The following is an 18,452-nucleotide window of genomic DNA, read 5'->3' on the forward strand; positions in this document are numbered from 1 at the left end:
TGTTTGTGAATGTGTTGGTAAAACTTTCACATAAAGATATTATTACATTACCAGCCCGCCGTCAATATCTATTACCTGACCAGTTACATAATTTGAATCATCAGAAGCCAAAAAAGCTACAACATTCGCCACATCTTCAGGTGTCCCGAACCTTCCGAGGGGAATATTTTTTAAATAATTGTTTCTGACTTCTTCGGGTAATACATCGGTCATATCACTCTCAATAAGCCCCGGTGTAACCACATTACAGGTAATACCACGTGACGCAAGTTCCTTAGCAACAGTTTTTGTCATACCAATAAGCCCAGCTTTTGACGCAGAATAGTTAATCTGTCCCTGATTACCGTATCTGCCTGCTACTGAAGCAATATTCACAATTTTTCCAGTTCTCTTTTTAATCATTACCTTGGAAACATATTTGGTACATAAGAATGAACCTTTAAGATTAACGTCCAAAACATCATCCCAATCCTCCACGGACATCATGGCTAAAGGCTTATCTTTAGTTATGCCTGCGTTGTTAACAAGGATATCAATACTTCCAAAGGCTTCTACTGCTGATTTGACCATTTGCTTAACATCTTCCTCATTTTTGACATTTCCTTTTGAAACAATCACATTATAGCCTGTTGCCTTAAATTCCTCTTCTGTTTTATAAATAACATCTGAAACACCATTTAAAACGATGTTAGCACCCATTTGGGCCAGTTTTAATGCGATTGCCTTTCCCAGTCCTCTGGAAGAACCAGTAACAACTGCAGTTTTCCCCTTTAGCTGCATAGTATTCATTCCTCCTTATATAAAAGTGATTAAGGTAATTTCCAAAAAATAACTGATCAACTGGCGATTTCAAAAATATTGAATTTAATACTTTTCACCATTAAAAATTGACCAAGGAAATTTTTGAAATCGCCTAATACATTGGAAATAGAATATTAATGACACTTTTAATCAAACTACATCTCTTGCAGTACCTTTTTAAGAGAATCCATGTCTTCCACATTAAAAACTCTTGCTTCTTTGCTTATTTTTTTAATAAATCCGGATAAAGCTTTTCCAGGACCTATTTCAACAAATGTATCAACACCGTCATTTAACATGGTCTTCACGCTTTCTTCCCAAAGAACAGGGCTTGAAACCTGTTTTATGAGTAAGTCCTTAACTACTGACGTATCATTTATGTATTTTGCAGTAACATTAGTAACTAATGGACATTTAAATTCGCTTAAGCTGATATTTGCAAGCTCTGCAGCCAATTTTTCACCGGCAGGCTTTAGCATGCTGCAGTGGAATGGTGCACTTACAGGCAATATCATTGAACGCTTTGCTCCCTTTTCCTTTGTAAGCTCAACGACTTTTTCAACAGCCTTTACCTCTCCTGCAACAACAATCTGCCCAGGGCAATTAAAGTTTGCAGGCTCCACTATACCATATGAAGCAGCTTCTTTACAACAATCAATAACGGTTTGACCTTCAAGGCCCAATATGGCAGCCATTGTACCAACACCAAGCGGAACAGCTTCCTGCATATATTTCCCCCTTTTCTTAACAAGGGATACAGCATCTTTAAAAAGCATTGTTGATGCAGCTACATGAGCTGAGTACTCACCAAGACTTAATCCTGCTACAACATCAGGCTTTTTACCGTTTTCCAATAATGGCATAAGGCATGCAATACTTGTTGTAAGTATTGTTGGCTGAGTATTTTCTGTTATTTTTAATGTTTCATCATCACCTTCAAATATCATTTTTTTGATATCAAAGCCTAGGCTTTCAGATGCTTCTTCAAAAATATCGGAGGAAGCTTTAAAGTTTTCACAGATTTCCTTCCCCATACCGACACTTTGTGCTCCCTGACCAACGAAAATAAAAGCTAATTTACCCATTATTACCTCCAAATAAACTATATTAATTAACTATATTAAAATCACTATTAATCTATCTATAAGAAATCTTTATTTATTCCACTTTAAAAGTACAGATCCCCAGGTAAGGCCTCCACCAAAACCAACCATTACAATGTTATCGCCCTTTTTAACCAAACCGTCCTGAATTGCTTCATAAAGTGCAATAGGAATTGATGCAGATGATGTGTTTCCATATTTGTTAAGGTTTGAATAAACTTTTTCATTTGGAACATTGAGCCTTTTTGCAGCACCTTCAATAATCCTTATATTGGCCTGATGAGGAACTATAAGGGATACATCATCCAATGAAATGTTTTTATCATCTAAAACCCAACGTGTCGACTGCTCCATAACCCTTACAGCAAATTTGAACACTTCAGATCCATTCATCCATAAAACATTTTTATTTTCATGCTCTCTTACACTTAAATCTGATTCATTTATGGAACAACATGGCATGGTAATATTATTGCCCAAGCTGCCGTCAGCTCCCATATAAGATGATAATATACCATAGCCTTCTTCAACTTTTCCAACAACCATTGCTCCTGCACCATCTCCAAAAAGTATGCAAGATGCTCTGTCGCTATAATCTACAATCTTCGATAGACCTTCACAGCCTATAACAAGAATGTTTTTATATCCATTAAAACCGTTCTCAAGGAATTGTTTAGCTACTGTCAAACCGTACATAAAACCCGAACAAGCGGCATTTAAATCAAAAGCAGCAGCTTTATTGGCACCAATTAGTTTATGGATAATACAAGACGTAGACGGTGTTAAATAGTCCGGTGTCTCGGTAGCAACTATTATAAGGTCAATATCTTCAGGAGTCAATCCTGAATCTTTAATTGCCATCTTTGCAGCCTCTGCACCTAGTTCAAATGCTGGCTGATCTTTATCTAAAATTCTTCTTTCAGATATTCCGGTTCTCTTCATTATCCATTCATCAGAAGTATCAACCATCTTCTCCAAATCGCTATTTGTAAGAACATTTTTTGGTATACTTATTCCCAACCCTAAAACGCCAATTCCAAATCTCTCGTTACTCAATCTCCTCAACCTCCATATTCTTAAAATCTTCTCTTATTTGTTCCAACACATCGCTCTTTACATAGCTTTTCGCACGTATTACCGCATTCTTGATAGCTTTGGCATTAGAGCTTCCATGTGCCTTAATAACCTTTCCATTAACTCCGAGTAATGGAACTCCTCCGTATTCCGTATAGTCCATGTGCTTTTTAAATTTCTTTAATTCCTTTTTTACCAGTGCAGCAGAAATTTTTGTAAGTAAATTTTTATTAAATATATTTTTTATGCTTCCGAACAAATAACCTGCAGCACCTTCCAAAGTTTTTATAAGCACATTTCCAACAAAGCCATCGCAGACTATTACATCTGCGTCACCATCCAATACCTGGCGACCTTCAATATTTCCTATAAAATTAATGTTAGCCTGTTTTAACATTGTGTATGCACTTTTAACAAGATCATTTCCCTTATTTTCTTCAGCTCCTACATTAACTATACCAACCCTTGGATTTTTAACGCCGAAAACTTCACTTATATATAAAGACCCCATAACACCAAACTGCAAAAGATTAACTGGTTTGCACATTGTATTCGCACCTGCATCAACAATGACAGATAATCCCTTGCTTGTCGGTAAAAAACTCATCAGGGCCGGTCTTTCTACACCCTCTATCATTCCTAGAATAATTTTTGACCCTGCCATTAAAGCACCAGTATTACCTGCTGATAGGAAAACATCTGCCTTTTTATCCTTTAACATTTCAAGCCCAACTACAATCGAAGAATCCTTTTTTCTTTTTATTGCTTTTACAGGGCTATCTTCATTTGTTATGGCCTCAGTCGTATGATAAACATCCAGCCTTTTATTACTAAAATCTTTTTCTTTTAATATGCTGGTTATCTTGTTTTTGTCTCCGGCTAATAGGATGTCAAAATCATCATGTTCATTAATAGCATCCATACAACCATGCACTATTTCACGTGGAGCATTATCCCCACCCATTGCATCTACCAGAATAAGCAATACCTTCACTCCCTAGAACTTTAATAATCGCAAAACATTTTCCCTATCCTTATAATATCCAAAAAACCCATATCATACTTTACTATTTTTTATCCACTTTTTCAAGGGATACCAATATAAATTTCCCTCTAAAAACTTCAACCTGCTTTTCGGTAATCTTAACCCATACTATATAGTTATTGGATTTTTGCCGTTTCACTTCAGCCTTTGCCACCAGCTTATTTCCCGAATATACAGGCATTTTATACTTGATATTTGCTACACCTACAAGAGCTACATGTGCATCGATAACGGCTATTGCAAGGGATTCTGCCATTGAATAAATAAAATGGCCGCGAATTATTTTTGTTTTTTCAAAAGCCATGCTATCATCAGTTTGCAATATGGATATTCCATACTTACCCAAGGTTATATCCAAAAGTTCCCCAAAAAAATCCTTTACCTGCAGTGATTTTACTTTTCCGTAACTTTCTTCTGCTACATTTTTCACTCTTTCTCTCAACTCAGGAATTCCAAGTTCCAACCTGTCGAGCCTTATTGTAGGTATACTAACACTAAACTTTTCGGCTAACTCCTCATCTGTTAAAAATGGATCTTGTTTGATCTTTTCTATCAGAGTCTTGTGCCGTTCCTTCTTATGCAGCGATGGCCTGCTCATTAACTACACCCCTAGGCTTTATAAAAATAAATTGATCTATATAACAATAATTATTACCTGATAATATTTCCTGATAATAAGAGTATATTATACAATCAGATTATATGCAATATTTAACTTAAAAATAAGTTAATTTTTTTTATTGCGATAAAAATATTAATTTCTCATGGCAACATCTATATTAAAATGTTAATTATATATCATTTTTGCACATATAAAAGGAATGACTAAAATATATCAGTCATTCCACAACAATCTAATTTTTTATATTATCATTCATGCCTTATCTATGCTCAAGTAACTTGCTGTTTTTTGCAATATAGTCATAGCCTGAATAAATAGTTACTATAACTGCAATAAACATTGCAACCCTGTCAAATGGGAAATGGATAATCAAAGATAATGGGTAATTATCCAAAAGGGATAATACTATTGCAACCATTTGTGTGGCAGTCTTTATCTTCCCCCAATTACTTGCAGCTATTACAACTCCTTCTCCTGCTGCGATGAGTCTTAATCCTGTAACTATAAACTCTCTTCCAATAATAAACATCGCAGCCCAACCGCTAAGCCTATCATTTTGAAGAAGTACAATAAGTGCAGCTGTTACTAAAAGCTTATCAGCAATGGGATCTAAAAACTTACCCATTTTTGTTACCTGTTTTGTTTTTCTGGCTATATAACCATCTACTCCATCTGTTAGAGAAGCAACTATAAATATGCCTGCAGCAATATATTTACCTGGACCCAAAATAAATTTATTAAGTGATTCCAACTGGGAATGTATAAAGGTTAAGTACTCACTGTTCACTACCCAGTCAGGAATAGGCAGAATAAAAATCATAAAAACAGGCACAAGCAAAATTCTTGACAAGGTTAACTTATTCGGTAAATTCATTGGTAACAGCTCCTATTAAATCGTAATTATCTATATTCATAATCTTAACTTTTACTATATCTCCAATTTGGACAGGTTCCTCACTTGTAAAGTAAATAAGACTATCAATATCAGGTGCTTCAGCGTATGTACGCCCTATGTAGAAGATTCCGTCATCTGCAACTCCTTCAACTATGGTTGGATAAATTTTATCCAGCCTGAAACTATTATTTAAGTCCATTGTTTCCTTTTGAAGGTCCATCATCAAATCAAACCTTTTTTTAATTGTCTTACTGCTGATTTGATTTTTATATTTTGATGCAGGAGTATTCTCTTCTCTAGAATATGAAAAAACTCCAAGTCTGTCAACCTTATATTCGCTAAAAAATTTATAAAGTTCATTAAAGTCTTCTTCAGTTTCTCCGGGAAAGCCCACAATTACTGATGTTCTTAGGACAATTCCAGGAATTCTGGATCTTAAATCCATTATAAGTTTTTTGTATTCATTTGAGGTACCTCTTCTGCCCATAGCTTTTAAAACTTTATCACTGGCATGTTGAAACGGTATGTCAAGATATTTTAAAACCTTATTGTTCTGTGATATTTCATTAACAAGTTCCTCATCAATTTCCTCAGGATAGCAGTATAAAAGCCTTATCCACTTTACATCATCTATGGAACTTAATTTTCTCAAAAGCTCAGACAGCATCTTTTTTCCATATATATCAAGTCCGTACCTGGTTGTATCCTGAGCTACAAGTATTATCTCCTTTGCCCCATTTTTTGAAAGGCTTTCTGCTTCTAACAAAACATCCTCCATATTTCTGCTTCTAAACCTTCCTCTAAGGCTCGGAATAATGCAATAGGTACAGCAGTTGTCACATCCCTCGGCAATTTTTAAATATGCAAACCCGTTTTTTGTGGAAACAACCCTCTCGGTGTTGAGATAGGAAGTATCGTCAAGCTTTCCGTATAGTACCTGTTTTTCACCTTTATACGCCTTCTCGATAACATCACATATAAGAGCTACATTACCTGTGCCTACACAAGCATCTACCTCGGGTATTTCGTTGATAATATCCCCTTTATACCTTTCTGCAAGACATCCTGTTACTATAAGCAGCTCACATCTATCTTTTTTGCACTCCGCCATTTCAAGAATGGTATTAATTGATTCCTGCTTTGCTGACTCAATAAATCCGCAGGTATTTACAATCAATATTTGTGCCTCTTCCTTTTCATTAACAATCTCATACTCACAATTTTTTATAAGTCCCAACATTATTTCACTGTCGATGAGATTCTTAGGACACCCCAGCGAAATAACACCTATTTTCTTTTTCATTTGTGCTCCCCTTACTTTATAAATAATATTTATTATAATTAAATTTTGTTCTCATTAATCAAATCCATAGGAAGCATATCATTAGCTTCCTTAATCATTTCCTCAATATTATTCTTAAGCTTCTCTATTTCAGATTCAAGCTCATCAGGCTTAACACCCATTTCTTCAATTTCCTTTAAGATTTCCTGCTTCTGTTTATTTAGCTGTTCCATCTTGGTCTCAGCACGAATTCTCATGTTTTTTGCATTATCCAGTTTTTCCTTAAGCTGGCTTATTGTCTTGCTGTAGTCTATTGATTTATCTAATTCATCAGCCATTTATATACCTCCATTAAAACTATAGCTTTTTATTATTTCATTTAATATGTCATTTCCAATTTTACTCCTGCATACAGGACACTTGCCTGCCTTCTTCAAAGTAACCGAATAGTCTTTTAAATCCTTGCTTATACCTGTATTTATGGAAACAAGATAATTTTTCCCATCTATTAACTTATTACTTACATATGACAGTTTTTCCATTAATCCTATAATCTTTTTAAGCTTTTCTATATCATCTTGAATATTATTATGGATGGTTAAAGCTTTGTCCACATTAGCTGCTGACTTTAATACAACGTCATGCTTCCCTTGTTCTTTATATAATTTATTAATTTCAGTGTTTAAGGAACGCATACCATTTAGCTTTAATATTAGACTATCAAGCTTTTTAATCTTCTCCTCCAAGGGTTTTACATTGGCAGTTGCATACAATTGTCCCTTAGCCTCGATTTCAGACCTATCAACCTTTGAAAAAGCTATTTTAAGGATTTTTGCCTTATCCATCACCCTTGTCTTTTTGCTAATCTCATGTAAAAGCTCTGCACAATAATTTATTCTTTCAGTATTTTTAATTATATAGGATGCTGAATTAATTTCAATATCTATTTCGTTTAAAGTTTTATAGACTCTTTTCAGCTTGGATAGCTTACCATTTATTATTTCGATATTTCTAAGGCAAAGCTCATACCTTTCCAATTTATCAAGGTTTTTTACAATGTTGCTTTGAATTGCATAATCAGCTTCAATGGATATGATACTCTTTAAATTTGTTTCAAGCCTTTTTGTTCTTGTTAATAACTCCGATACTCCCTGTATTATACTGTCGGATTTTTCTAATTTCACCTCAACGTCTTTTAAAAATTCATATTCCTTAAGAGAAGATTCCACTTCATTAAGCTCACTATTAGCCCTATCCTTGAACTGATTTTCACGCCTTAGATCCACATTTGTATTTTTTATAGCCCTGTCAATTATATGAAGCCCAATAAGCCGCCCAATAGCCTTTGCTCTTACCGAACCGGTCTCTGAAAGCAAAAACGGACTCTCAAGCTGCTCTGCTATATTTAAGCTTGAACTTAAGCTGCTGTCCAAATATGCCTTGGTAATGCCATGTGCCCCTACAACTTCCTGAGGTATCTCATTGCCAAAGCCCTCGAATATTACCGACTCACTGTCAGGATATTTAACTGTATACCTGTTTTTGCTGCTGGATCTCTCACGGATTATTGCATTGCCATTATCCATTTCTATAGTAACCCTGGCTGCGGAAGTTCCCTGTCTTATAAATTCCGTCCCTCTGGGCTCATTAAACAGAACCCATTTAATAGCTCTTATAATGGCAGACTTACCATTGTCGGAAGGCCCTGTTATAATATTTAATCCTCTGTCAAAATCAATGGTAGTATCTTCATGGGATTGAAAATTTTCTATTCTTACTCTTGTTATAATTGCCATATCTAATCCTCTTCATCATGCGTAAGTTCTTCTTTTGCAGTAGCAATCCTTTTTACTGTTTCGTATTTAACCTCACGGCTTATATTCTGGTTTGCCGTTATATCATCTATTATTTTATTAAGATCCGCTTTCTGGAATTTGCCGGTTTCCGACAACTCCTGATAAAATTTGTGAAGTTTCACATTACGGTCTTGGGCGTACTCAAGCTGCCTTCTGTCTAACACCTCATTTCCAGGTGCTGCAGACTTAAGCTCTCTTTCATAAACATTTATACCATCACCAAGTTCAATTATGACAACTTTGGGTATACGATTTATTTCACTAATGGCATTTGTTATTCTAACCAAACTTCCCGGATTCGAGAAATATTTCCCATCCTTCTCAACAATACCGAATCCTCCATGATAGTGGCCTGCAAGAGTTATATCCGCCTCAGTTTCTATTATATTGTCAACTAATGTATAGGGAATACCCTCAAAAAACGGCTTTTTTAACAGCATACCATGAACCATGTTTATAAGATAATCAACATCTTTACTTTTCTTCACAATATAATAAGCTGATGACGTTTCAGCATCATCAATATCAAACCTGTAAGGCTTTCCTAAAATCTGAACTTTTAATCCATCCTTTTCAACAACCACATCATCATTATAGTTTAAAAGGTTTAAAACTCCAACTCCTTCTAAGAGCCCTAACATAGTTCTGCCAACTGTATCAGGATTATGGCCATATATATCATGATTACCTGCTATTGTATAGATCGGTCTTTTATATGTCTGTATTATAAGAGCAAATTCCTTTACTATTGACGGGGAAATATCAGGCCTGTCAAACCAGTCTCCACCATGTAATATAAAATCTATTTCAAGCTCATCACATATATCTTTTATTTCCAAAAATTTTGTTTTGAGGGTTTCATAAAAGTTATCATTCCTGTTTTTTGGCTTAGTTCCTTTAATATGTGTATCTGTGAAAAAGATAAATTTCATAAAACAGTACTCTCTTTCATGGTTATATATTTATATTTATAAAATCACAAAGCGATTTTGAATCCTTGATTATTATAATGGAAAATTAAAATCTTCAAACCTCATTATACTCATATTATACCATGCTTTATCCCTTTTTTATCAAAATTCTAACAATTATAAACAAAAACAATCTTTGCTTTAATTCATAAAATATGATAAAAGTATATATGTAAATATTTATATATTTATTAGCTTATACAATAACTTTAATAAGGAGCTGCTATTAATGAGTCTTTCTGAATTGTTTGGTACTATCTTTAATATTATTTGGAACATTCCGATTTATGTACCAATAATTTCGTTATCCCTCATCCTGCTTACATACATTTTAAACAAGGATCGTCTATGGACCATACCAAAGCTTTCATTTTTATTTGCTATAGTAATTACAATATATGACATCACCACAAAAACACCTGGCGATAACATATTCATTCAATTTAAAAACTATATTTATGAATCAAAATATAATTATAATTTTCTCCACATCTATATTCCTATTTTTCTTTATTGTCTTCTTATAGCATCTATTTTTAGCTATATTGAAAAAATGAAAAACAAGATCTCCATAAAATGATTGCATATTAAATCATTATAAATTCATATACAGTCAAAAAGGGTGATTGTTGTGGTGGAAAATTGCGATGTAGGATACACCTTAATTTCCTAGACAAAAAATTTCGCAGATATTATGTGAATTCATAAGATCTGCGATTATTATTTAAATATATTTTACATCCTATTTTTTTGATTTCTTCTATTTTGCATCATTTCATCATCGCTTAACGAATCATCGCTGAATAAATTTTTATTTATGTTATAATTGGACTGATTCTGTCTTTCTTCAATAAGCATCCGTTCTATTTCCAACTGATTTTTAGCCCGGACTTCTTCAGACCTAACCATTGCATCAGCTTTTATTTGCTCGATTTTAATTCTATATCTCAGTACAAAAAATATTATTACACCAACTATTGCAACAAGGCCAATACCTCCGCCAATTAAAGCTTCTGTCACTTCTGTCGGATCATATGATGAAAACATTGTTACCTCCTATTGAAAGATATCTACTTAATAATACCATAATATCATAATTTTTCGCTGCTTAAAATACTTTTCAGGCAAATACATTTTCCCTTCAATCATCTTTTATAACGGTTGATCTCATATTTTCATCAAGTTTCAATTCTACATCTACTTTACCATTTGCATCATATCCTACAATTTTAAACCTATACATGCCCTCTGGAAGAATAATAGAATGACTGCCTTTCTTTTCACCTTCAAATATAGTGGTTATTTCATTTTTTTGTGAAATAATTACTCCTTTAAACTTTCCTTTATCCACTTCAGAATTAAGTTGAAATTTAAGCTCACCTTGTTTTTCTACATTGATGTTCCAAATCGTTTCAGCACCGTAAAACCTCGAATATTTGATGTTCAATTTAGAGTCATCTTGGTCCCCGATTCTATCAAAAAATGAATATGAGTCACCTTCTTTTTGAATCAGTTTATTATCGCCATAAGTATTTTTCTGTTCGGTACTTGCACTACTGCACCCGCTGATAAAAGTTACAAATGTCAGTGCTATTATTAATACTAACTTTTTCAAATGCTTTTCACCTCTTTACTTTAAATCAATTGATACAATAAAACTCCCTTATTGTGGCAACTTAAGCAAAAATCCAAAGTGTTACAATAACATTGATTTTTATAACCTGCTTAAGTCTCAAAATAAAGGAGTTTTTTGAAGTGTCATTATTATTTACACGTTCTCCAGCTTCTTATCCCTCATCATCAAATCAACTACCGCCTGCCGTGCATCCTTACCATTGAATAAAACCTCATATGCCTGATTTGTTATAGGCATCTCCACGTTCATCTTCTTTGCCATATGGTAAGCTGCTTTTGTTGTGTTTACTCCCTCTACAACCATTGCAACTTCCTTTAATGCTTCTTCCAGACTCTTTCCTTTGCCGATGAGTATTCCTGCTCGTCTATTTCTGCTATGCATGCTTGTACAGGTAACTATTAAGTCTCCAATTCCTGCAAGACCAGAAAAAGTCTTTGGCTTAGCTCCCATTATTTCACCAAGCCTGGACATTTCGGTTATTCCTCGAGTCATGAGAGCAGCTTTAGTGTTGTCGCCAAAACCCAGGCCATCAGAAATACCGGCACAAAGAGCTATAACATTTTTAATTGCTCCACCCAGCTCAACTCCTATTATATCGGAATTGGTATAAACCCTGAACATTGGTGACATGAATATATCCTGTACAAAGAGGGCTGCTTCATTATCCACTGATGCAGCTACAATTGCAGTTGGTATTGATCTTCCTACTTCTTCAGCGTGGCTTGGTCCTGATAATGCAACCACCCTTACATTTGGTGCTTCCTCTTTTATAATCTGTGACATTGTAAGGAAAGTTTCATCTTCCAGGCCCTTTGAGCATGATACTACTATTGTATTGTCCTTAAGAGCCCCCTTAATTGTTTTCATGGTACTTCTCATAAATTCCGAAGGAACTACCATTATGACAGCTTCTGCATCTTGTAATGCTTCATTGACATCATTTGTGCATGTAACTGTATCAGGAACCCAAACACCAGGTAATTTTGCAATATTCTCTCTATGAGTGTTTATGCCTTCCGCTTCTTCCTTAAAGAAGGACCACATCCTTACTTTATGTCCATTAGTAGCCAATAGCACAGATAATGCTGTTCCCCAGCTCCCTGCACCCATTATACAAATATTTTTACCCATAACTATCCTCCTAAATTCTCTATGCAGTCTTCTTCTTTCCGAATTTGGATTCGGTACCTTGAACTATTCTTTTTATATTTGATCTATGTCTTAAAATTATAAGAAAAGCAAAAATTACAGCGATTACTAAGTATAATTTATCGTCACTCTTATGTATATAGGCTGCTACTGGAAATAAAGCAGCACCTATAATGGAACCCAATGAAATATATTTGGAAATTGCCACAACAATTGCAAATATGGCAAATAATATCAATGCAACTTTCCAATCCATCATTAAGGCAACAGCAAAGCTTGTAAGAACTCCTTTTCCACCCTTAAACTTAAAATACAGAGGCCAGTTATGCCCTACAATAGAACCTATTCCGGCTACCATTAGCCCATTGTTTCCAACTAACAGACTGCCTATTAAACAAGCCAGTACACCTTTTAGTGCATCTCCTAAAATAACGAAAACAGCCGCCTTTTTTCCTAATGTTCGTAAGGTGTTTGTGGCACCTGCATTTCCACTGCCATGCTTTCTGACATCAACACCATATACTTTTCCAACCAAAAGGGAAGAATTGAGACTTCCCAAAAGATACCCCAAAATGAACATAGATAAAATTTTTAAATAATCCATTACCATACAAGTCCTTTCCCGCCCCTATAATTATGTTTCCTTGCTTTTTTCTCTAAGCAGGAATTTTATTGGTGTTCCTTCAAAACCAAAGCTTTTTCTCAGCTGGTTTTCAAGATATCTTTCGTATGAATAATGCATGAGTTCTTTATCATTTATGAATATTACAAATGTAGGTGGTTTAACTCCAGCCTGGGTCATGTAATATATTTTAAGCCTTTTTCCTTTGTCAGACGGAGGCTGAACCATTGCAATAGCTTCATTTACAAGATCGTTTAACATACCTGTTGATATCCTCAAAGATGCTTGATTTGCAACGTAATTTATAAGTTCAAAAAGTTTTTGAACTCTTTGCCCTGTCATAGCTGAAATAAACAGTACCGGTGCATAAGTCATGAATCCCAACTTTTCCAATACAGTTTTTCTATACTCTTCCAAAGTACCGGTTGTCTTCTCGATCAAATCCCACTTGTTTACAACAACTATGGAAGCCTTTCCGTTATCATGGGCATACCCTGCAATCTTAGTATCCTGCTCGGTTACGCCATCCTGGGCATCAATTATAATGACGCAAACATCTGCCCTCTCAACTGCTGTCCATGAACGGATAATACTGTATCTTTCTATGCTTTCATTAATCTTGCTTTTTCTTCTTATTCCTGCTGTGTCAATAAATACATATTTTTCATCATCCTTTTCAAAATATGTATCAATAGCATCCCTGGTAGTACCGGGTATATCGCTTACAATAACCCTGTCCTCTCCGAGAATTTTGTTAATCAGAGATGATTTACCCGCATTAGGCTTACCGATAACAGCAACCTTGATAACATCTTCTCCGTAGTCTTCACCTGTATCCTCAGGAAAATGCTCATAGACCGCATCTAAAAGGTCACCCATACCAAGACCATGGACAGAAGATATGGTTATCATGTCTCCCAAACCCAGGTTGTAGAATTCATACACTTCAGGCGGCGGTTCTCCAACCCTGTCAACCTTGTTTACAGCAAGAATTATAGGCTTATTGGCTTTTCTGAGCATACTTCCGACCTCCTTATCGGAGGCTGTCATCCCATCCTTGGCATCAACCATGAATATTATAACATCTGCAGTTTCAATCGCCAACTCTGCCTGCCTTTTCATCTGCTGCATTATTTTATCTTCGGTATATGGCTCTATACCACCTGTGTCTATAAGGGTAAATAACTTGCTTCTCCACTCAACATCAGTATAAATCCTGTCCCTCGTTACTCCTGGCGTGTCTTCGACTATGGAGATTCTTTTACCTGCTACATAGTTAAAAAACGTGGATTTACCTACGTTTGGCCTACCAACAACAGCTACTACCGGTTTTGCCACTTACTATCACTCCCAACTTGTTTCTTATACTCCCAAAACACTATTTATAAATGAAATTCCGCTGTTTTCAACAGGAGCTACTTTTACACCTAGAGCTTCTTCAAGCGTTCCTAACGTATAGTCATCAAGAAGCAGATCTGTATCAGCCTTTAACATGCTCTTACATATCAAAACCTCGTCTCCAAGGTCCCGGCCTCTTAATTGTGCTACAATATCTCTTCCTGTAAGAAGTCCTGTTACAGTTACATTTTCACCAAAAAACTCATTAATTATTTTATATACATTAACAGTTATACTGTACTTTTCTTCCAATCTCTTTGAAAGCAAACTAATATAATTATAAGCAGAAACGCCCGTTACAATACTTACTTTTCTATTTTTTTCTGGAACAAAGTCAACATGGTTTATATGCTGATCGAATTCATTGATTAAAGTGGATATAAGTCCAACCCCATTTTCTATCTGGGGAAAATCTTCATAATATTCGTAAGGCGGAATTTCTTTTCCAGCCATCATATAGAACTCGTCAGCAAGGTATACAACTCTTGATCCATGTTTTTTAAGAAAGTTTTCCTGAAGCTTTTCAACCTGCTCTATGACCTCCATGGAAGAAGCTTTGTCATAAGGCATCAGCTTGCAAAGGCCATCCCTGTGCTTTGTAATGCCTACAGGCACAACAGATATGCTGTTAACTGCAGGATACAGCTTGGTGAGATCCAAAAGAGATTTATTTAGCTCTTCTTTATCATTAATCCCTCTGCAGAGCACAATCTGGCAATTAAGGGTGATACCGCTTACTGAAAGCTTTCTTATTTTACTCATAACATTTGCTGCAAACCTGTTTTTGAGCATAAAAACTCTAAGATCAGGGTTTGTAGTATGAACAGAAATATTTATAGGAGACATTCTGTATTTTATTATTCTATCTATATGACTATCATCCATATTTGTCAATGTAACATAATTACCGGACAGAAATGACAGCCTCATGTCATCATCCTTAAAGTAAAGTGAATCTCTCATTCCTTTAGGCATCTGATCTATAAAGCAAAATATACATTTATTTGAGCAGCTTTTTGCCTCATCTATCAAATCATCGATAAACTCTATTCCCAAATCCTCATCTTCAAACTTTTCAATGTCTATTTCCCATATCTCTTCGTTTTCTTTCTTTATTTCAAGGGTAAGCTCCTCGTCAGATATTAGAAATCTATAGTCAAATATATCCTCAATATTTTCTCCGTTTATTGACAAAAGTACATCGCCTTTTTCTATTCCAGCTTCTTCTGCAATACTTCCAGGCAATACATTATTAATTATTATAGGTGTGTCTTTTTTCAAAACGGTTCCTCCTGCTATGCTTTATCCTATAGCATAATTTCCTAAACATAAACAAAAAACAGCAGTTTCAACTGCTGCTTTTCCATCATTTTTATTAGTCTTCAACCTTTATTACTTGAACTGATTTCTGACCTGATTTCGTCTTAACACTATAAGTGCCGCATTCTGTACAAACTCTATGTCTAAGCTTATATGCATGACATTTCGGACACTTATCCAAATTTGGTGCAGACAGTTTCCACTGTGATCTTCTTTTTCCTGTTCTAGCTTTCGACCATTTACGCTTTGGATTTGCCATTATAACACCTCCCGCCTATTAAACCCATTATATCTTAATTATCAAAAAATTTCTTAAGTGCTTCCATCTGTGGATTAATATAATCATCCTTGCAGTCACATGTCTTCTCATTGAGGTTTGTACCACATCTTGGACACAGGCCTTTACAATTATCATCACATACCTTTTTAACAGGTAAATTCAAAATTATATTATCCTTTAAAATACTGTCAAGTAATATATAGTTATCATTATATGTATAAGCATCCACATCTGCTGTTTCGCTGCCTTCAATAATGTCTTCCCTGACCTTCAATTCAAGGTTGTCCTCAATATCTTTCACGCATCTGCTGCATTTTACACTGTAGGATGCCTTCAAACTGCCATTTAATTTTAACACACCGCTGGCATTTGTCAGAACACCTTCGAATTTTACAACATCTGTGAAGACAAAACCCGATTCAAGATCATTCAACTCAGCTATCGCTTCATCGAACTTGACATCTAAGCTCGCACCATTAATTTTAACTATACTTGATACATCAATTTTCATATTGTCACCCCATAAAACCGACAAAAGATATTATACTAACTAATAATACCATTGTCAAGATAAATATTGATATTATTATGTGTATATTCTGATTGGTTTATGATAATTTAATTGATAATGTATTCAATAATACTTTATTTGTAAAAATTATTTGCAATAACTATAACACCTTTCATATTTATAACTCCATCATTATTTAGATCTCATCTTGCGTTAAAAAGATCATCTCCCGAAATACTGCCAAAAGATTTTGCCAATATTACAACATCAAGCATATTAACCTTTTTGTCATTATTTATATCGCCTGGAGCTCCATGAGAATTGGTATTGTCTAAAAACAATGTTACCCAAGCTAGTGATGAGTTTAGGCTTATATCAAAACTATTTGTTAAATACCTGAAACCATAGTCTTCGTCATCATAGCATTTTTGTGAAAATCTCTCAAAAGTACAATAAATGAATTTTCTTGCAGTTTAATTGATATTTATCAGTTTAGGCACGAATATTATTGTGTTAACTAAATACTAATTTTTGCCGATATATATCGTAACGCAAAAATTTGATTAAACTCTTTGATTAAATCTTTGTATTTGGGTTCATATGTTGACTTGCCATCACCTGCTTAAAACCTGAAGTAACATTCTTAATCAATTCTTAACCAAAATTTAACCTTTTTTATACCTCTTAAAGGTTTCTTTTTTCTCTTTAAGGGGTAAATTATAAACAAGCTGAATTTTATAACGTAAAAGGACCGAAAGGACCTTAACGGAAGGAGGTCTTGTTATGACAGACAACAAAAAATATCCAAGCTGCAATGTTATCGGAAATGGTAAGCTCGAAATTTTATCATCAGGTAAAACAATACCTTTTAAATTGCTGAGTATGTCTGCTGCAGGTGTATTAGTTCATATGGAAGAAGATTTAGACACATCTTTACAGGTTTTAATTCACATAGTGTTAAAAAGCGGATTCTTCGATGTGAGGATTAATGCTGAAGGAGTAACAGGAATAAGCAGCAAATTGGACAGCGGGTTTCAATGTGAAATAGCTTTCACAAATCTCTCCGAAGATGATCAAAATGAAATAAACGAGCTTATGATAAGCAGCTGTGATTTATCATACGTATAAAAAGTAATAGTTATATTTTTCCTTCCGACTCATCCTTCAATAGATTTTTCGCTTTTGACACTGCAAATTTATTAGGAATAGCTGCCTTATCCAGATTATAAGGCAGCTTTAATTTTTTCCATTTTGTTTCTCCATGCTTGTGAAAAGGAAGTATTTCCACATTCTCAATGTTTTTTAGACTATTTAAAAATTCCCTTAATTTAAACAAACTCAAAAAATCGTCTGTAAATCCCGGTATAACAACATACCTTATCCATAAAGGCTTTCCAATTTCACTCAAATAATTTGCAAATTCCAGTGTATTATGGTTTGAGCAGCCTGTAAGCTTAATGTGTGCATCAGGGTTTATATGCTTGATGCTCATCAGAACAAGATCGGTAAGTCCCATGAGCTCTTCAAGTTTTTTGACCTTTGAACCAACATAACCGTTAGTATCGATAGCCGTGTGAACATCAAGTTTTTTTAGCTCTTTAAAAAGCTCAATAATAAAATCCATCTGCATAAGAGGTTCTCCGCCAGTTACAGTTATTCCACCTCCTGAGGCCTTTATATACGGAAGGTATTTCTTTACTTTTGCAACAACTTCATCCACAGTATATAAAGTGCCGCCGTTAAAATCCCATGTATCCGGATTGTGGCAAAACATGCATTTAAAAGGACAGCCTTGCATAAATATTACAAACCTTATGCCAGGACCATCAACAGTACCGCAGCTCTCAAAAGAATGAATCCTTCCCTGTAAAGACATAATAACTACCT

The 18,452-nt window shown here is 34.7% G+C and carries 22 protein-coding genes; 1 reads left to right on the plus strand and 21 read right to left on the minus strand.

The genetic code is table 11. The annotated features are described in order from the left end of the window. Positions 1-42: 42 nt before the first annotated feature. The 20 genes from fabG to Bccel_RS30130 all read right to left on the minus strand — a co-directional run bounded on the left by fabG (position 43) and on the right by Bccel_RS30130 (position 16,906). Positions 43-780, minus strand: coding sequence for a 3-oxoacyl-[acyl-carrier-protein] reductase (gene fabG / locus Bccel_RS06135; RefSeq protein ID WP_036944343.1), 738 nt, complete (start codon positions 778-780; stop codon positions 43-45). Positions 781-956: 176 nt separating this feature from the next. Continuing rightward, the gene (gene fabD / locus Bccel_RS06140) at positions 957-1,886 is read right to left on the minus strand and encodes an ACP S-malonyltransferase (protein WP_036944342.1); all 930 of its coding nucleotides are present in this window, start codon (positions 1,884-1,886) and stop codon (positions 957-959) included. Between the two features lie 69 nt (positions 1,887-1,955). Then, on the minus strand, positions 1,956-2,960 hold the full coding sequence (locus tag Bccel_RS06145) for a beta-ketoacyl-ACP synthase III (RefSeq protein ID WP_036944341.1): 1,005 nt from the start codon (positions 2,958-2,960) through the stop codon (positions 1,956-1,958). Further along, positions 2,953-3,963 carry a phosphate acyltransferase PlsX gene (plsX, locus tag Bccel_RS06150; protein ID WP_036944340.1) on the minus strand — a complete coding sequence of 337 codons (1,011 nt, stop codon included), beginning with the start codon at positions 3,961-3,963 and terminating at the stop codon, positions 2,953-2,955. The genes Bccel_RS06145 and plsX overlap by 8 nt, the downstream gene beginning before the upstream one ends. Before the next feature lie 82 nt (positions 3,964-4,045). Next, entirely contained in the window at positions 4,046-4,621 is a 576-nt protein-coding gene (gene fapR / locus Bccel_RS06155; protein WP_036944339.1) for a transcription factor FapR, read from the minus strand. Between the two features lie 283 nt (positions 4,622-4,904). Then, on the minus strand, positions 4,905-5,519 hold the full coding sequence (gene pgsA / locus Bccel_RS06160) for a CDP-diacylglycerol--glycerol-3-phosphate 3-phosphatidyltransferase (protein WP_036944338.1): 615 nt from the start codon (positions 5,517-5,519) through the stop codon (positions 4,905-4,907). Then, positions 5,503-6,843 (minus strand): 30S ribosomal protein S12 methylthiotransferase RimO, encoded by a 1,341-nt coding sequence (gene rimO, locus Bccel_RS06165; protein ID WP_036944337.1) that lies wholly within the window; start codon positions 6,841-6,843, stop codon positions 5,503-5,505. Before rimO ends, pgsA begins: the two co-directional genes overlap by 17 nt. A gap of 38 nt (positions 6,844-6,881) precedes the next feature. Then, positions 6,882-7,160: a hypothetical protein gene (locus tag Bccel_RS06170; RefSeq protein WP_050753189.1), complete on the minus strand. Its 279-nt coding sequence runs from the start codon at positions 7,158-7,160 to the stop codon at positions 6,882-6,884. After that, complete coding sequence (locus Bccel_RS06175; RefSeq protein ID WP_036944336.1) at positions 7,161-8,618, minus strand: AAA family ATPase; 1,458 nt, start codon at positions 8,616-8,618, stop codon at positions 7,161-7,163. Between the two features lie 2 nt (positions 8,619-8,620). Beyond that, the gene (locus tag Bccel_RS06180; protein WP_036944335.1) at positions 8,621-9,610 is read right to left on the minus strand and encodes a metallophosphoesterase family protein; all 990 of its coding nucleotides are present in this window, start codon (positions 9,608-9,610) and stop codon (positions 8,621-8,623) included. 324 nt (positions 9,611-9,934) lie between these two features. Continuing rightward, positions 9,935-10,057, minus strand: a complete 123-nt coding sequence (locus Bccel_RS32010) for a hypothetical protein (protein WP_276326218.1) — start codon at positions 10,055-10,057, stop codon at positions 9,935-9,937. A gap of 327 nt (positions 10,058-10,384) precedes the next feature. Continuing rightward, positions 10,385-10,696 carry a hypothetical protein gene (locus Bccel_RS06190; RefSeq protein ID WP_050753190.1) on the minus strand — a complete coding sequence of 104 codons (312 nt, stop codon included), beginning with the start codon at positions 10,694-10,696 and terminating at the stop codon, positions 10,385-10,387. A gap of 94 nt (positions 10,697-10,790) precedes the next feature. Then, a complete protein-coding gene (locus Bccel_RS06195; protein WP_036944332.1) occupies positions 10,791-11,264 on the minus strand; it encodes a hypothetical protein in 474 nt (157 codons plus the stop codon). A gap of 153 nt (positions 11,265-11,417) precedes the next feature. Then, positions 11,418-12,416, minus strand: a complete 999-nt coding sequence (locus tag Bccel_RS06200; protein WP_036944330.1) for an NAD(P)H-dependent glycerol-3-phosphate dehydrogenase — start codon at positions 12,414-12,416, stop codon at positions 11,418-11,420. A gap of 19 nt (positions 12,417-12,435) precedes the next feature. Further along, positions 12,436-13,038 carry a glycerol-3-phosphate 1-O-acyltransferase PlsY gene (gene plsY / locus Bccel_RS06205; protein ID WP_457920568.1) on the minus strand — a complete coding sequence of 201 codons (603 nt, stop codon included), beginning with the start codon at positions 13,036-13,038 and terminating at the stop codon, positions 12,436-12,438. Between the two features lie 30 nt (positions 13,039-13,068). Further along, on the minus strand, positions 13,069-14,394 hold the full coding sequence (gene der / locus Bccel_RS06210; protein WP_036944327.1) for a ribosome biogenesis GTPase Der: 1,326 nt from the start codon (positions 14,392-14,394) through the stop codon (positions 13,069-13,071). 24 nt (positions 14,395-14,418) lie between these two features. After that, entirely contained in the window at positions 14,419-15,753 is a 1,335-nt protein-coding gene (locus Bccel_RS06215) for a DUF512 domain-containing protein (protein ID WP_276326162.1), read from the minus strand. Positions 15,754-15,829: 76 nt separating this feature from the next. Then, on the minus strand, positions 15,830-16,033 hold the full coding sequence (gene rpmF / locus Bccel_RS06220) for a 50S ribosomal protein L32 (RefSeq protein ID WP_036944324.1): 204 nt from the start codon (positions 16,031-16,033) through the stop codon (positions 15,830-15,832). Positions 16,034-16,067: 34 nt separating this feature from the next. Further along, positions 16,068-16,565 carry a YceD family protein gene (locus tag Bccel_RS06225; RefSeq protein WP_036944322.1) on the minus strand — a complete coding sequence of 166 codons (498 nt, stop codon included), beginning with the start codon at positions 16,563-16,565 and terminating at the stop codon, positions 16,068-16,070. 203 nt (positions 16,566-16,768) lie between these two features. Next, positions 16,769-16,906, minus strand: coding sequence for a dockerin type I domain-containing protein (locus Bccel_RS30130; RefSeq protein ID WP_154673489.1), 138 nt, complete (start codon positions 16,904-16,906; stop codon positions 16,769-16,771). Between the two features lie 442 nt (positions 16,907-17,348). Here Bccel_RS30130 and Bccel_RS06230 point away from each other — a divergent pair, with 442 nt between their 5' ends. Further along, a complete protein-coding gene (locus Bccel_RS06230) occupies positions 17,349-17,693 on the plus strand; it encodes a PilZ domain-containing protein (RefSeq protein ID WP_036944321.1) in 345 nt (114 codons plus the stop codon). Positions 17,694-17,703: 10 nt separating this feature from the next. Here the strand turns inward: Bccel_RS06230 and pflA are convergent, their stop codons facing one another. After that, positions 17,704-18,441 carry a pyruvate formate-lyase-activating protein gene (pflA, locus tag Bccel_RS06235; protein ID WP_036944361.1) on the minus strand — a complete coding sequence of 246 codons (738 nt, stop codon included), beginning with the start codon at positions 18,439-18,441 and terminating at the stop codon, positions 17,704-17,706. Between the last annotated feature and the right edge of the window lie 11 nt (positions 18,442-18,452).

This window comes from Pseudobacteroides cellulosolvens ATCC 35603 = DSM 2933 (genome assembly GCF_001262605.1).
Lineage (GTDB): Bacteria > Bacillota > Clostridia > Acetivibrionales > DSM-2933 > Pseudobacteroides > Pseudobacteroides cellulosolvens.